The following is a 13665-nucleotide window of genomic DNA, read 5'->3' on the forward strand; positions in this document are numbered from 1 at the left end:
GGGTTATCTTGAATAATCAGCGATTGAGAATGACTTGCAGACGCTAATGAATCCCGCAGCTATTGGCTTACCCAGTATCCTGACCATTGAAGATGACCCTGTGCTGGGCGCCTATGTGCAAGAGAGCCTGGGGCGTTGCGGCTTCCAGGTCACCTGGTGCCAAAACGGCCAGCAAGGCTTGCAGATGGCCCGTGATCAGGCATTCGACGTGGTGTTGATGGATATTTTGTTGCCAGGGATGGATGGCTTGTCGATCCTGACCCATTTGCGTGAAAGCCATTCGATACCGGTCATCCTGATGTCAGCCTTGGGCGCCGAAGCCGATCGCGTCAGCGGTTTTCGTCTTGGCGCCGATGATTACCTGCCCAAGCCGTTCAGCATGATCGAATTGCGGGTGCGCATCGAAGCCATACTGCGCCGCGTGGCGTTGGATCGGCGCCCGTTACCGAGCCTGGCGCCTGCACGTGACGACGCCCGCACCCTGCGTTTTGACGATGAGCTGTGCGATGTTCTCCACCAGGACCACTGGGCCGGTTTGACCCGCAGCGAATACCGCCTGCTGGAAACCTTGCATCGCAACAGTGAGGAGGTGCTGAGCAAGGCGTTCCTTTACCAGCACGTCTTGCAGCGCGGTTATGCCCCCCATGATCGCAGCCTCGACATGCATATCAGCCAGATCCGCCGCAAGCTCAAGGCCATCGGCTACAACGAGCGCGAAGTGCGCACGGTTTGGGGCAAGGGCTATGTGCTGAGCGGTCACGATGACAGTCTTTGAACGCCCCCTTAAGCAACTGCCGGGCAAACACTCTTTATTCTGGAAACTGGCGTGCCTGCTGATCGCGTTCTGCTTGCTGATGATCTGGCTCAGTTGGTCCTGGGGTCGGTATATGGAGGAGCAAAACGCGTACCTCGACGACGAGGCGCGAACTACCTTGAGAGGTTACGCCGTCAGTGCTGAACAGGCCTGGAAGCGTGGCGGCAGGGCCGGTGTGGATGCCTGGTTGCAATCGATGCGTACGCGGGAAACTACCTGGGTCGGTGTAATCGGCAGCGACCTGCAATCGCTGAGCAGCACAGCGCTGATCGACAAGGAAAGCCAGCGCCTGACCTTTCTGCGCGGCCTTGACTGGCCCGTGAGCCGGCACGTCAAAGGCTTGCCGTGGCTGAAGGTGCCATTTGCGGTCAACCCGAATGCGGGCTCCCTGGTGATCGAATTGCCGCAGCGCTTTATGCCGGGGCGCTACCAGTTGTTCTGGCGCGTGGCGACCAACGGTGTGATCCCGGGTTTGTTCACGCTGTTGTTGTGCGTAGGCCTGTATCGACTGTTGATCATGCCCCTCAACCAACTGCGCGAGCAGGCCAATGCCTGGCGTGCTGATCAATTGCATACGCGGCTGTCCCACGATGCCACCAGTCGCCAGGATGAATTGGGCGAGCTGGGCCGGGCGTTCGACCATATGTCCGAGCGCTTGCAGGGTACTGTGGTGTTGCAGCAGCAATTGCTGCGGGACATGTCCCATGAATTACGCACGCCACTGAGCCGCTTGCGAGTGGCCTGTGACAGTGAGCGAGACCTTGCGCAACTGCGTGAGCGCCTGGGGCGCGAGATCGACGGCATGCAGCGCCTGGTGGAAGATAGCCTGCAACTGGCCTGGCTGGATACCGAGCGTGCGCCTTTGCCCAAAGAAGATATCCAGCTGCAAGCGCTGTGGGACATGTTGCGCGAGAACGCCTGTTTTGAAAGCGATTGGCCTGCGTCGCGCCTGCCGTGCCTGCTGGAGCCCGACTGTTGGGTGCGGGGCAATCTGAATGCCCTGGCCCAGGCGCTGGAAAACATCCTGCGTAATGCGATTCGTCATTCCCCGGCCGAGGGTGTGGTGTGTCTGGATGGGCGACGAGAGGGCGACTACTGGCATTTATGGCTGGAGGATCAGGGCGCAGGCATTGATGAGCAGGATCTGGAGCGGATCTTTGCGCCATTTACTCGTCTGGAGGGCTCACGCCCCGGCGATGGTGGGTTCGGCCTGGGCTTGAGTATTGCCCGTAACGCTGTACTACGCCAGGACGGCAGCCTGTGGGCCGAAAACACCGGGCGAGGGCTGCGGGTTCATCTGCGCTTACCGGCCCTCTAGGCCCTAGCCGCGACGCTGTTTGCGTTTTTTCCACTGGTGCGCGACCCACCAGCGCCAGTAGCCCATGGTCAGGCAATAGGCCAGCGCGCCCAGCACCAACCCTAATACCACCGAGCCCAGCAGGAATGGCTGCCACAGCGTACTCAGTTGGCCGCTGATCCATTCCCAGGTGAGGTCGTCCGGCAGGCTGCGCGGCGGCACATTCATCAGCCAGGCCCCGGTCATGTAAGTGCAGATAAATACCACCGGCATGGTAATCGGGTTGGTCAGCCACACCAGGCTCACTGCGATGGGCATGTTGCCGCGAACCACAATTGCCAGGACCGCCGCGAGCAGCATCTGCAAGGGGATAGGGATAAATGCCGCGAACAAACCTACCGCCATCGCACGCGCCACCGAGTGCCGGTTCAGGTGCCAGAGGTTCGGGTCATGCAGCAACGTACCGAGAAACTGTAATGACTTGTGTTCCCTGATACTGGTGGGGTCGGGCATGTACCGTTTGAATAAGCGCCGGGGCATAAGGGGTCCAGGTCAGTTCGAGGGGCAAGTATGCCCGCATTCTATAAACAGAAAATTCAGACTTTGTGACAAAAGATCATAGGCCGCTTTGCAGGTCCGGCTAAGACTCAATGGATCACTGGAAAAGGATGATTCATGAGGACAGGGATGCTTGCCTTGGCGCTGGGTTTGTTGGCGCTGCGTTACTTGCCTGGATTGCCATCTGTCGGGTGGCTGCTGGCCGTGCTGGTGTTGGCGTTGATGCTGTTGCCGTTTCGCACTTATCCATTGGCGTTCTTCTTGGTGGGGTTTAGCTGGGCTTGCATCAGCGCGCAATGGGCGCTGGATGATCGCCTGCACCCCGCGTTGGACGGCCAGACTCGCTGGATCGAGGGGCGTGTGATCGGGTTACCGCAACAAACGGGCGAGGGCGTACGGTTTGAATTGGCCGACAGCCGGTCTCGTAATGCCCGGCTGCCCAAGCGCATCCGCGTGTCTTGGCGGGGCGCACCCACGGTGCGCAGTGGCGAGCGCTGGCGACTGGCAGTAACCCTCAAACGGCCAGCCGGTCTGCTGAACTTTCATGGTTTCGATCAGGAAGCCTGGTTATTGGCCCAGCGCATCGGTGCGACGGGGTCGGTGAAGGACGGCGAGCGCCTGATCCCGGCGCAGGGTGCCTGGCGCGACACGGTCCGCCAGCGTCTGCTGGCGGTAGATGCCCAAGGCCGTGAAGCGGGCGTTGCGGCGTTGGTGCTGGGCGATGGTTCCGGCCTGACCCGTGAAGATTGGCAGGTGCTCCAAGACACGGGCACCGTGCACCTGCTGGTTATTTCCGGCCAGCACATCGGGATGTTGGCGGGTTTGATCTACGCACTGGTCGCTGGCCTTGCGCGTTACGGTTACTGGCCCCGCACCTGGCCGTGGCTGCCTTGGGCCTGCGGCCTGGCCTTTACCTGCGCAGTAGCTTATGGCCTGTTGGCGGGGTTTGGCGTACCGGTGCAGCGCGCCTGCGTGATGCTCGGGCTGGTGCTGCTGTGGCGCTTGCGGTTCCGCCATCTTGGGCTGTGGTGGCCTTTATTGCTGGCGTTTAATGGGGTGCTGATCCTGGAACCGTTGGCCAGCCTGCAACCTGGGTTCTGGCTGTCGTTTGCAGCGGTGGCGGTGTTGATCCTTACATTCGGCGGGCGCCTGGGGCCTTGGCGCCTTTGGCAAGCGTGGACCCGGCCGCAGTGGTTGATCGCTATCGGCCTGTTCCCGGTTTTGTTGGCGTTGGGATTGCCCATCAGCCTTAGCGCGCCGCTGGCTAATTTGGTGGCCGTGCCTTGGATCAGCCTGGTGGTATTGCCCTTGGCGCTGTTGGGAACTGTGCTGTTGCCGCTACCTTTTATAGGGGAGTTGTTGCTGTGGCTGGCGGGTGGCACATTGGATGGGCTTTTCAATGGCTTGGCGTGGCTCGCAGGGTGGGTGCCTGCATGGGTCCCGGCGGAGGTGCCGTTGGGGTGTTGGTGTGTGAGCCTGCTGGGCGCGGTGCTACTGTTGCTGCCCAAAGGCGTGCCATTTCGCGTGCTGGGTTGGCCGATGTTACTGCTGGCGGTGTTCCCCCCGCGAGAGCAGGTGCCCTACGGGCAAATAGAGGTGGTGCAACTGGATGTCGGGCAGGGGCAATCCGTGGTCCTGCGCACCCGCCATCACACCTTGCTCTACGATGCCGGCCCGCGTTCCGGCACGTTTGACCTCGGCGCCCGGGTGGTACTGCCATCGTTGAGAAAGCTTGGTATTGGCCATTTGGACATGATGCTGCTCAGCCACGCCGACGCCGATCATGCCGGTGGCGCGGCGGCAGTTGCCAACGGTATGCCGGTCAAGCGCGTGGTGGGCGGCGAGACCGACGGGGTGCCGGCGTTTCTCGGTACGCAGCGGTGTCTTAGTGGCGAGCGCTGGACGTGGGATGGCGTGTCGTTCGAGCTCTGGCAGTGGCCGGGCGCCACTAATGGCAACGCGAAGTCCTGCGTATTGCAGGTGCAGGCGAATGGCGAGCGCTTACTGTTGACCGGAGATATCGATCGCGCCGCCGAGCAGGCCTTCCTTGACTCTCCCTTGGCGGTACCGACCGATTGGTTGCAGGCACCGCACCATGGCAGTCGCAGTTCGTCTTCCTGGCCTTTTTTACAGCGGCTGGCGCCTACCTCTGTATTGATATCCCGGGGGCGCGGCAATGGTTTCGGTCATCCTCATCCTCAGGTTGTAGAGCGCTATCAGGCGCTGGGCAGCCGAATGTATGACAGCGCCGAGCAAGGTGCCGTGCGTTTTAGGTTGGGGGCTTTCGCGCCGCCGGTTGTTGCGCGTGGTCAACGTCGCTTCTGGCGTGAACGGTTACCTTAATCCGGAGTTACAAAGGGCTGGCTCAGGCGCAGGGTCGACGAACCCCGCTGCCGAACCTATATGGTAAAGTGGCGCACTTTTTCGAGGGGACATTCACTGTGTGGGAATTGGTCAAATCCGGCGGCTGGATGATGTTGCCGATCATCATGAGTTCTATCGCCGCACTCGGCATCGTTGCCGAACGCCTGTGGACCCTGCGCGCCAGCCGCGTGACCCCCGAGCATCTGCTGGGGCAGGTCTGGGGCTGGATCAAGAACAAGCAGCTGGACAAGGAAAAACTCAAGGAGCTGCGCGCCAATTCGCCACTGGGTGAAATCCTCGCGGCCGGCCTGGCCAACTCCAAGCATGGTCGCGAGATCATGAAGGAATGTATCGAAGAGGCCGCCGCTCGGGTCATCCATGAGCTGGAGCGCTATATCAATGCCCTCGGTACCATTGCTGCCATGGCCCCATTGTTGGGGTTGCTGGGCACGGTGCTGGGCATGATCGATATTTTCAGCTCGTTCATGGGCTCGGGCATGACCACCAATGCGGCCGTGTTGGCCGGTGGTATTTCCAAGGCCCTGATCACCACGGCGGCGGGCCTGATGGTCGGCATTCCTGCGGTGTTCTTCCACCGTTTCCTGCAGCGCCGCATCGATGAACTGGTGGTGGGCATGGAGCAGGAAGCCATCAAGTTGGTGGAAGTGGTGCAGGGTGACCGTGACGTAGACCTGGTTGGGGGCAAAGCGTGAAATTTCGCCGCAAGCAACGGGAAAATGTCGATATCAACCTCGCGTCGCTGATCGACGTGGTGTTTATCCTGCTGCTGTTTTTTGTCGTCACCACTACTTTCACTCGCCAGACCGAACTGCGTGTCGACCTGCCCGAAGCCGTCAGCGGCTCGCCGGCCGAGGATCAGGAGGTCAAGCAACTGGACATCGCCATCAGTGCCGAGGGGGTATTTTCGGTGAATAACCAGTTGCTGGAGAAAAACGACCTCACCAGCCTGATGGCCGCGCTGGAGAAAGAGTCAGGCGGAGATACCAAGATGCCGCTGTCCATCAGCGCCGATGGCAAGACCCAGCACCAGGCCGTGATCACCGCGATGGATGCCGCCGGCAAGCTCGGTTTCAGCCACTTGCGCATGACCACCATCGAGGCGGCGAGCCAACCCTGATGGCCATGTCTGATCGTTTACTCAAGGCCTGGTACGAGGGCCATCCGGCACTCGTGCTGTTGCGGCCGCTGGAGTCGCTGTATCGCCAAGTGGTACTGCGTAAACGCGCACGGTTTCTGGCGGGTGAAGGCGAGATTTATCAGTCACCGGTGCCGGTGGTGGTGGTGGGGAATGTCACCGTCGGTGGTACGGGCAAGACGCCGCTGATCCTGTGGTTGATCGAGCATTGCCGGCGCAGCGGTTTGCGCGTCGGAGTGGTCAGTCGAGGGTACGGCGCCAAGCCGCCATCGTTGCCGTGGCGAGTTGATGCCAGTCATAGCGCCGACGTAGCCGGTGATGAACCCCTGCTGATCGTGCAGCGCAGCGGTGTGCCGTTGATGATCGACCCCGACCGCAGTCGTGCGGTCAAGGCATTGCTGGCCAGCGAAACCCTGGACCTGATCCTCTCCGACGACGGCCTGCAACATTACCGCCTGGCTCGCGACCTTGAGCTGGTGCTGATCGACGCCGCCCGTGGCCTGGGCAACCGTCGGTGCCTGCCGGCCGGGCCATTGCGCGAGCCGGTGGAGCGTCTGCACAGTGTCGATGCGCTGCTCTACAACGGCGCCGAATCAGATCGTGAAGACGGTTTTGCCTTTCGCTTGACGCCGACTGCGTTGGTCAACTTGAAAACCGCTGAGCGTAAAGCCGTCGATCATTTTCCCGTGGGCCAGCCAGTTCACGCGGTTGCCGGCATCGGCAACCCGCAGCGTTTCTTCAATACCCTGCAAACGCTACACTGGCACCCGATACCCCATGCTTTTGCCGACCACGCGCCGTACAGCGCCGAGGTCTTGAATTTTACGCCGTCATTGCCGCTGGTCATGACCGAGAAAGACGCGGTGAAGTGCCGCGCTTTTGCCCAGCCTGACTGGTGGTACCTTGCGGTGGATGCGGTGCCGTCACCGGCGTTCGTCGCCTGGTTCGACACGCAATTGATGCGTCTGTTGCCCGCCCGACTCTTGCCTTAAACGCTTCTTTCCAGGAAACACTCATGGACACCAAACTGCTCGACATCCTCGCTTGCCCGATCTGCAAAGGCCCGCTCAAGCTCAGCGCCGACAAAACCGAGCTGATCAGTAAGGGCGCTGGCCTGGCTTACCCTATCCGTGATGGCATCCCGGTGATGCTGGAGAGCGAGGCCCGCACCCTGACCAACGACGAGCGTCTGGATAAATGACCACTGCCTTTACCGTTGTCATTCCATCGCGCTACGCCTCGACGCGCCTGCCGGGCAAACCACTTCAACTGATCGGCAATAAGCCGATGGTGCAGTTGGTATGGGAACAGGCCTGTAAAAGCAGCGCCGAGCGCGTCGTGATCGCCACCGACGACCCACGCATCATCGAGGCCTGCAAAGGTTTCGGCGCCGAAGCGGTGCTGACTCGAGAAGATCATAATTCGGGCACTGATCGCCTGGCCGAAGTGGCCACGCAACTGGGCCTGGCGCCGGATGCCATCGTGGTCAATGTGCAAGGTGACGAGCCGTTGATCCCTCCGAGCGTGATTGATCAGGTGGCAGCCAACCTGGCGGCTCACAGCGAGGCGCGCATGGCGACCCTGGCTGAGCCCATCGAAGACATCGACACCCTGTTCAACCCGAACGTGGTGAAAGTGGTCAGCGACATCAATGGCCTGGCGCTGACCTTCAGTCGTTCGACCTTGCCCTGGGCACGTGACGCCTTCGCCAAGAGCCGTGACGTACTGCCCGAAGGCGTACCGTATCGCCGCCACATTGGCATTTACGCCTACCGCGCCGGATTCCTGCATGACTTCGTCAGTTGGGGCCCCTGCTGGTTGGAAAACACTGAGTCTCTGGAGCAACTGCGTGCCCTTTGGCACGGCGTGCGCATACATGTGGGCGATGCGCTGGAAGCGCCGCCAGCCGGTGTGGACACACCCGAAGACCTAGAGCGCGTCCGTCGCCTGCTGGGGGCCTGATGGAAGTTCTGTTCGTCTGCCTGGGCAATATCTGTCGCTCGCCTACCGCTGAAGGTGTGTTGCGCCATAAATTACGCGAAGCGGGGCTGGCGGGGCAGATCGAAGTGGCGTCTGCCGGTACCGGTGACTGGCATGTCGGCAACCCACCGGACCAGCGCAGCCAGCGTGCAGCGTTGGTGCGTGGCTACGATTTGTCGGCCCAACGTGCCCAGCAGGTCTCCCGCGCCGACTTTGCACGGTATGAGCTGATCCTGGCCATGGACCACAGCAATCTGCGTAACCTCAAGGCGATGCAGCCGCCGACGGGCAAGGCGCAGTTGGATCTTTTTCTGCGTCGCTACGATTCGGAAGTGGACGAAGTGCCAGACCCTTATTACGAAGGCGAGCAAGGCTTCGAACGTGTCCTGGACCTGATCGAGCGGGCCTGTGATTCATTGGTAATCGAATTGAAGGGGCGGCTATGACCTTGCAGGTGCTTGCGCAGGTGTCGCTCAAGCCATTCAACAGCTTTGGTATCGACGTGCGTGCGCAGTTCTTCGCCGAAGCCCACAGCGATAACGATGTCCGCGATGCCCTGGCCTACGCCACAGCGCACTCACTGCCGCTGTTGGTGATCGGTGGTGGCAGCAACTTATTGCTGACCCAAGACATTCAGGCGTTGGTCTTGCGCATGGCAACCCAAGGTATCCTGGTGTTGCAGGACGACGGTCAGCACGTAGTCGTCGAAGCGGAGGCGGGCGAGGCCTGGCACCCGTTTGTACTCTGGACGCTGGAACAGGGCTTTTGTGGCCTTGAAAACCTTAGCTTGATCCCCGGGACCGTCGGTGCGGCGCCGATGCAAAACATCGGCGCCTACGGTGTGGAGATCAAGGACGTATTCGCCGGCCTGACTGCCCTGGATCGCCATACCGGCGAGCTACGAGACTTCAGCCTGCAAGAGTGCAACTTCGCTTACCGTGACAGCCTGTTCAAGCATGAGATTGGGCGTTGGCTGATCCTGCGAGTGCGCTTTTCCCTCAGCCGTGTCAGCCACCTGAAACTCGATTACGGCCCGGTGCAACAGCGCTTGGCGGGGCAGGGCATCACCGAGGCGACGCCGAGTGATGTCAGCCGCGCAATCTGTAGTATCCGCCGGGAAAAACTGCCAGACCCCGCAGAACTCGGCAATGCCGGCAGCTTCTTCAAAAACCCTTTGGTGTCCCAAGTGCTGGCGGCTGAACTCCAGGTGCTCTACCCGGACCTGGTGGCCTACCCTCAGGCTGACGGGCAGATGAAGCTCGCTGCCGGTTGGCTGATCGACAAAGCGGGCTGGAAGGGCTTTCGTGAGGGCGACGCGGGTGTACACAAGCTGCAAGCGCTGGTATTGGTGAACTATGGCGACGCTACGGGGCACGATATCGCCAACCTTGCCCTGCGTATCCAGCGTGATATTGCATTGCGCTTCAAGGTCGATCTGGAAATGGAACCCAACCAGTACTGAGCCCAAACCTTGAAAACAAAAACGCCCCGTATCTTTCGATACGGGGCATTTTTATTGCAGCGACACAATCAGTCGTCGCGGCTCATGATGCCGAAGATCTGCAGCAGGCTGACAAACAGGTTGTAGATCGATACATACAGGCTGACGGTCGCCATGATGTAGTTACGCTCACCGCCGTGGATGATCGCACTGGTCTGGAACAGAATGCACACGGAGGAGAACAGCACGAAACCTGCGCTGATCGCCAGTTGCAGGCCGCTGATCTGGAAGAACATGCTCGCCACAACAGCGGCCAGCAACACGAAGAAGCCTGCAGTAATGAAGCCACCCAGGAAGCTCATGTCTTTACGGGTGATCAGTACATAGGCCGACAGGCCACCAAACACCAGCGCCGTCATGGCAAATGCCGAACTGACCACTTCCGCACCGCCGGCCATGCCGAGGTAACGGTTGAGGATCGGGCCGAGGATAAAGCCCATGAAACCGGTCAAGGCAAACGCCGATACCAGGCCCCAGGCCGAGTCACGCAGCTTGTTGGTCAGAAAGAACAGACCGTAGAAGCCTATCAGCACAACAAAAATGTTCGGGTAGCCGACGCGCATCTGCTGAGCTATGAACGCCATCACGCCGCTGAATGCGAGGGTAAGGGCGAGCAGGCCATAGGTGTTGCGCAACACGCGGCTGACTTCAAGCTGCTCAGCCTGCGCGTTACCATTCACTGCGTAATTCTGTTCGCGCATGGCGACACTCCTTCAGTTTTGAAACGTTCAGTCGCAAAGATCATAACAGACGCTCTGTAACAAGCGATGCCAAGAGTTTGACAGTGTGTTTCATTCGGGTATTATGGCGCCCGCTGAGACAGGATGAGCTATTCTAATCCTGTGATGCACAAGGGAAATTGGCAGAGTGGTTGAATGCACCGGTCTTGAAAACCGGCGGACGTTAATAGCGTCTCCAGGGTTCGAATCCCTGGTTTCCCGCCAAGATTCAAACGAAAGCCCCGCACTAGCGGGGCTTTTGTGTTTCTGGGGTTTGGGTAGAGAGCGACGGTTTTTCATAGGCGTTCCATAACTATTGTGGAAGCGTTCCAGAATTTTTCTATTTTGACGGCTTCTCGGTTGGCCTGAACCTTTGCGGTACGCGCATCGCGATCCCCGGCAACATTGGCTGGCGTCATCGAGTCGATAAGCGCCGCCCTCCACTGACGGAATGCAGCAAGCAGATTGAGGTGATGGCCTATTGCAATTACGATCGCGTCCTTCTCAAAGGAGTGATTTGATGTTTCCACGATATTTCCGCTGGATTTCGGCGTTGGGCATCCTTGCTGCAGCTGTTGTCTTCGTACTTGCGAGCCTGCAAATATTTACGGGTATGGCGCCGGCAACAGACCTGATTCGACCGATCATTGCAGCGGTCGCATTTGGCTGGGCCTTCACACAGTCCACAAAGGTCTGAGCCTGGACAAAGTTTTTACCCAGGTTTGCGGGTTACTCTTCGTCTTCGACGTTTATTTGAAACCATTCGGCAAAACCCGCTTGGATCCTCAGTCCCGTCGTCAGAAATAGGCATGTGAGCCGTGGAATAAAAAAGCCACTGCACAAGTGTGGCAGTGGCCTAAGAAGCAGGTTTAGCGCGGTAACAGCAACGCTATCAAGCGACGGCGAAGTAGTGCTTGACGAACTCTTCGCTGACAATCTCCCAGACCACGGCAGTCCCCTTGGTCACGAACCAGGTGTCGCCCACCGCATAACGCGTGCTTTTGCCCGTGGCTTCTTCGGTCAGGATGACTTCTCCGGTGACCACCGTTGCTTGCTCATTGAACGGGTATTCCATGCGGAACTTGCCTTGGGTGGTGCCAAAGTAAGCGCTGCTGACGGCGTCGGTAGGGGCCCCAAAGGTCATCTTGCCAAAGGCTTTGACTTCGCCTTCGAGGATGGTCGAGCCGAGGTCGGCCACGGTGCCCCAGGCGTCCAGTGCGGACAGCTTGATGTGTTGCTCGATAGTGGTAATGGTCATGGCAGTTCTCCAGTGAGTGGTTTTGACGCGCTGTTCAACGGCGCCCGTTGAAATAGCCCGAGAGTTGGTGAAGGCTTTTGCCGGCCGTGAGGATCAAGGGGCGGATATGATCCTTGCCGAGAATCTGTGCGTGTTTGACGGAACTGATCAGGTTGTAGCGTGACGAGCCTTCGCTCATGCCTTCGGCCAGCACCTTGCAGATGATGTGGCTCGGCGTGACGCCGAAACCCGCGTAGCCCTGCACGTAAAAGGCGTTCGGGCGGCCGCTCAGCGTGCCGATTTGAGGAAACAGGTTGGCTCCCGTTGCCATCGGTCCGCCCCAGGCGAGGTCGATCTTCACGTCCTTGAGGTAGGGGAAGATGTCCAGCATGCGCTTGCGGTTCCACGCCTTGAGGTCCTTGGGGATGTGCTCGATCACCGGGGTTGCGGCGCCGAACAGTAGCCGGTTCTCATTGGTCACGCGGTAGTAGTCGATCACGGGACGGATGTCGCTGTAGGCCCCGCGGATCGGGCTGATGCGCTGGATCATTTCTTCAGAAAGTGGCTCCGTCATCATCTGGAACGCGTAGGTGTTGATCGTGGTCTTGTGCAACTCCGGCTCCAGCTTGTTGAGAAAGCTGTCGCAGGCCCACAGCAGCTTTTCAGCCGTCACTGAGCCACGGCCGGTACGCACCGTGATGCGCTCGCCGTAGGTCACTTCAAGCGCCGGGCTGTGTTCAAAGATGCTGACACCGAGGCTGGCTGCCGCGGTTGCTTCGCCCAGCAGCAAATTGAGCGAGTGCACATGGCCACCGCCCATGTGCAGCAGGGCGCTGCTGTAGGCATCGGAGCCAATGATCTGCTTGACCTCGCTGCCCTGCATGAAGCGGATCTCGTCGCGGGTATTGATGGTCTTGAAATCCTTCTCCCACGCACGCAGGGTTTTGGCCTGGCGATCATTGAAGCCCAGGTAGCCATAGCCATGGCAGAAGTCCGCATCGATTGCATATTTGGCGATGCGATCCTTGATGATGCCCGCGCCCAATTCGCTGATTTCAAAGATCTCGCGCAGCCCTTGTTCGCCGACGCTGCCTTTGATCTTTTCCAGGTCATGGCCGATGCCCGCCATGATCTGGCCGCCGTTGCGGCCGGTGCCCCCGAAACCCAGGTAGCGCGCCTCCAGGACCACGATATTGGTGATGCCTTTTTCGGCCAGCTCAAGCGCGGTATTGATGCCGGAAAAACCGCCGCCAATGATCACAACTTGCGCGTCGACATCGCGTTCCAGGGTTGGGAAGGCGAGGTTGTATTTTTTGGTGGCCGAGTAATAGGTAGGCGTTTCGATATTGATCATGGTGCGGCCTGACTAGGTTGAAAAAAACGTCATAGCAAGGCTCCAGCAAGCCTTGTTCCATGGCATCCATTAAGGACCTAACGAGCGGTAGGTGTCTTGATTGTGCATGCCTTCGCTTTTGTATCTGCGTGCCAGCGCAAGCGCCAGAGGGCTGATGCAAAACACAGGGGGAGCAGGCTGTGCTAGATTGGTTAACGTATTAACAAATAATCTGGCTGTGATGCATGACCAAACCCCGCCCGTCGTTGACCCTTAACCTATTGCAAGCACGCGAAGTCGCCATGAGTTATTTCCGGCCGTCACTCAATGAACACGGCCTGACCGAACAGCAATGGCGCGTTATCCGGATTCTCAGCCAGCAGGGCGAGTTGGAAACCAACCGCCTGGCCGACCTGGCGTGCATTCTCAAACCCAGCATGACCGGGGTACTGAGCCGCATGGAAGCCGCAGGCCTGGTGCATCGGCGCAAGGCTGATCAGGACCAGCGTCGGGTATTGGTGACGCTGGCCGAAGGTGGGCAGGCATGTTTTGCTTCGATGAGTGATCGCATGGAGCAAAACTACCAACGCTTGCAGGAGCGCTTCGGCGCCGAGAAACTCCAGACCTTGCTGGCCTTGCTCACAGAACTCAAGTCGATCAAACGCTGACACCCCCCTGCAGGAGCGAGCAAGCTCGCTCCTGCAAC

Annotated in this window: 16 protein-coding genes and 1 tRNA gene; 12 read left to right on the forward strand and 5 right to left on the reverse strand. The window is 59.5% G+C overall.

The features are described from left to right. Positions 1–46 precede the first annotated feature (46 nt). Together ICY20_RS21770 and ICY20_RS21775 are read left to right on the forward strand one after the other, a co-directional pair. Positions 47–775, forward strand: coding sequence for a response regulator transcription factor (locus ICY20_RS21770; RefSeq protein WP_194938567.1), 729 nt, complete (start codon positions 47–49; stop codon positions 773–775). Further along, complete coding sequence (locus ICY20_RS21775) at positions 762–2132, forward strand: sensor histidine kinase (protein WP_194938568.1); 1371 nt, start codon at positions 762–764, stop codon at positions 2130–2132. Before ICY20_RS21770 ends, ICY20_RS21775 begins: the two co-directional genes overlap by 14 nt. Positions 2133–2135: 3 nt before the next feature. Here the strand turns inward: ICY20_RS21775 and ICY20_RS21780 are convergent, their stop codons facing one another. Continuing rightward, positions 2136–2651 (reverse strand): DUF2062 domain-containing protein, encoded by a 516-nt coding sequence (locus tag ICY20_RS21780; RefSeq protein WP_122511572.1) that lies wholly within the window; start codon positions 2649–2651, stop codon positions 2136–2138. Positions 2652–2786: 135 nt separating this feature from the next. On the opposite strand from ICY20_RS21780, the gene ICY20_RS21785 reads away from it, so the two are divergent. From ICY20_RS21785 to murB, 8 genes are all read left to right on the forward strand, one after another. Next, the gene (locus ICY20_RS21785; protein ID WP_228758531.1) at positions 2787–5012 is read left to right on the forward strand and encodes a DNA internalization-related competence protein ComEC/Rec2; all 2226 of its coding nucleotides are present in this window, start codon (positions 2787–2789) and stop codon (positions 5010–5012) included. Between the two features lie 98 nt (positions 5013–5110). Continuing rightward, a complete protein-coding gene (locus tag ICY20_RS21790; protein WP_159957699.1) occupies positions 5111–5746 on the forward strand; it encodes a MotA/TolQ/ExbB proton channel family protein in 636 nt (211 codons plus the stop codon). Beyond that, positions 5743–6171, forward strand: a complete 429-nt coding sequence (locus ICY20_RS21795; RefSeq protein ID WP_159957697.1) for an ExbD/TolR family protein — start codon at positions 5743–5745, stop codon at positions 6169–6171. The genes ICY20_RS21790 and ICY20_RS21795 overlap by 4 nt, the downstream gene beginning before the upstream one ends. Further along, positions 6171–7181 (forward strand): tetraacyldisaccharide 4'-kinase, encoded by a 1011-nt coding sequence (gene lpxK / locus ICY20_RS21800; protein ID WP_194938569.1) that lies wholly within the window; start codon positions 6171–6173, stop codon positions 7179–7181. Before ICY20_RS21795 ends, lpxK begins: the two co-directional genes overlap by 1 nt. Positions 7182–7204: 23 nt before the next feature. After that, a complete protein-coding gene (locus tag ICY20_RS21805) occupies positions 7205–7390 on the forward strand; it encodes a Trm112 family protein (protein ID WP_105522807.1) in 186 nt (61 codons plus the stop codon). Then, positions 7387–8151, forward strand: coding sequence for a 3-deoxy-manno-octulosonate cytidylyltransferase (gene kdsB, locus ICY20_RS21810; RefSeq protein WP_159957693.1), 765 nt, complete (start codon positions 7387–7389; stop codon positions 8149–8151). The genes ICY20_RS21805 and kdsB overlap by 4 nt, the downstream gene beginning before the upstream one ends. Continuing rightward, the gene (locus tag ICY20_RS21815) at positions 8151–8615 is read left to right on the forward strand and encodes a low molecular weight protein-tyrosine-phosphatase (protein ID WP_159957690.1); all 465 of its coding nucleotides are present in this window, start codon (positions 8151–8153) and stop codon (positions 8613–8615) included. The genes kdsB and ICY20_RS21815 overlap by 1 nt, the downstream gene beginning before the upstream one ends. Continuing rightward, positions 8612–9631 carry a UDP-N-acetylmuramate dehydrogenase gene (murB, locus tag ICY20_RS21820; protein ID WP_194938570.1) on the forward strand — a complete coding sequence of 340 codons (1020 nt, stop codon included), beginning with the start codon at positions 8612–8614 and terminating at the stop codon, positions 9629–9631. The genes ICY20_RS21815 and murB overlap by 4 nt, the downstream gene beginning before the upstream one ends. A gap of 68 nt (positions 9632–9699) precedes the next feature. On the opposite strand, the gene ICY20_RS21825 is transcribed toward murB, so the two are convergent. Continuing rightward, a complete protein-coding gene (locus ICY20_RS21825; protein WP_194938571.1) occupies positions 9700–10371 on the reverse strand; it encodes a Bax inhibitor-1/YccA family protein in 672 nt (223 codons plus the stop codon). Positions 10372–10523: 152 nt separating this feature from the next. Between ICY20_RS21825 and ICY20_RS21830 the strand changes: the two genes are divergently transcribed. Further along, a tRNA-Ser gene (locus ICY20_RS21830) sits at positions 10524–10614 on the forward strand. Positions 10615–10685: 71 nt separating this feature from the next. On the opposite strand, the gene ICY20_RS21835 is transcribed toward ICY20_RS21830, so the two are convergent. The 3 genes from ICY20_RS21835 to ICY20_RS21845 all read right to left on the reverse strand — a co-directional run bounded on the left by ICY20_RS21835 (position 10686) and on the right by ICY20_RS21845 (position 12980). After that, positions 10686–10919, reverse strand: coding sequence for a hypothetical protein (locus tag ICY20_RS21835; RefSeq protein ID WP_194938633.1), 234 nt, complete (start codon positions 10917–10919; stop codon positions 10686–10688). A 362-nt stretch (positions 10920–11281) separates the two neighbouring features. Continuing rightward, positions 11282–11647: a cupin domain-containing protein gene (locus ICY20_RS21840; protein ID WP_194938572.1), complete on the reverse strand. Its 366-nt coding sequence runs from the start codon at positions 11645–11647 to the stop codon at positions 11282–11284. A 34-nt stretch (positions 11648–11681) separates the two neighbouring features. Beyond that, a complete protein-coding gene (locus tag ICY20_RS21845; protein ID WP_194938573.1) occupies positions 11682–12980 on the reverse strand; it encodes an NAD(P)/FAD-dependent oxidoreductase in 1299 nt (432 codons plus the stop codon). A 224-nt stretch (positions 12981–13204) separates the two neighbouring features. Here ICY20_RS21845 and hpaR point away from each other — a divergent pair, with 224 nt between their 5' ends. After that, positions 13205–13627: a homoprotocatechuate degradation operon regulator HpaR gene (gene hpaR / locus ICY20_RS21850; RefSeq protein ID WP_194938574.1), complete on the forward strand. Its 423-nt coding sequence runs from the start codon at positions 13205–13207 to the stop codon at positions 13625–13627. Positions 13628–13665 lie beyond the last annotated feature (38 nt).

Origin of the sequence: Pseudomonas pisciculturae (assembly GCF_015461805.1) — a bacterium.
GTDB lineage: Bacteria > Pseudomonadota > Gammaproteobacteria > Pseudomonadales > Pseudomonadaceae > Aquipseudomonas > Aquipseudomonas pisciculturae.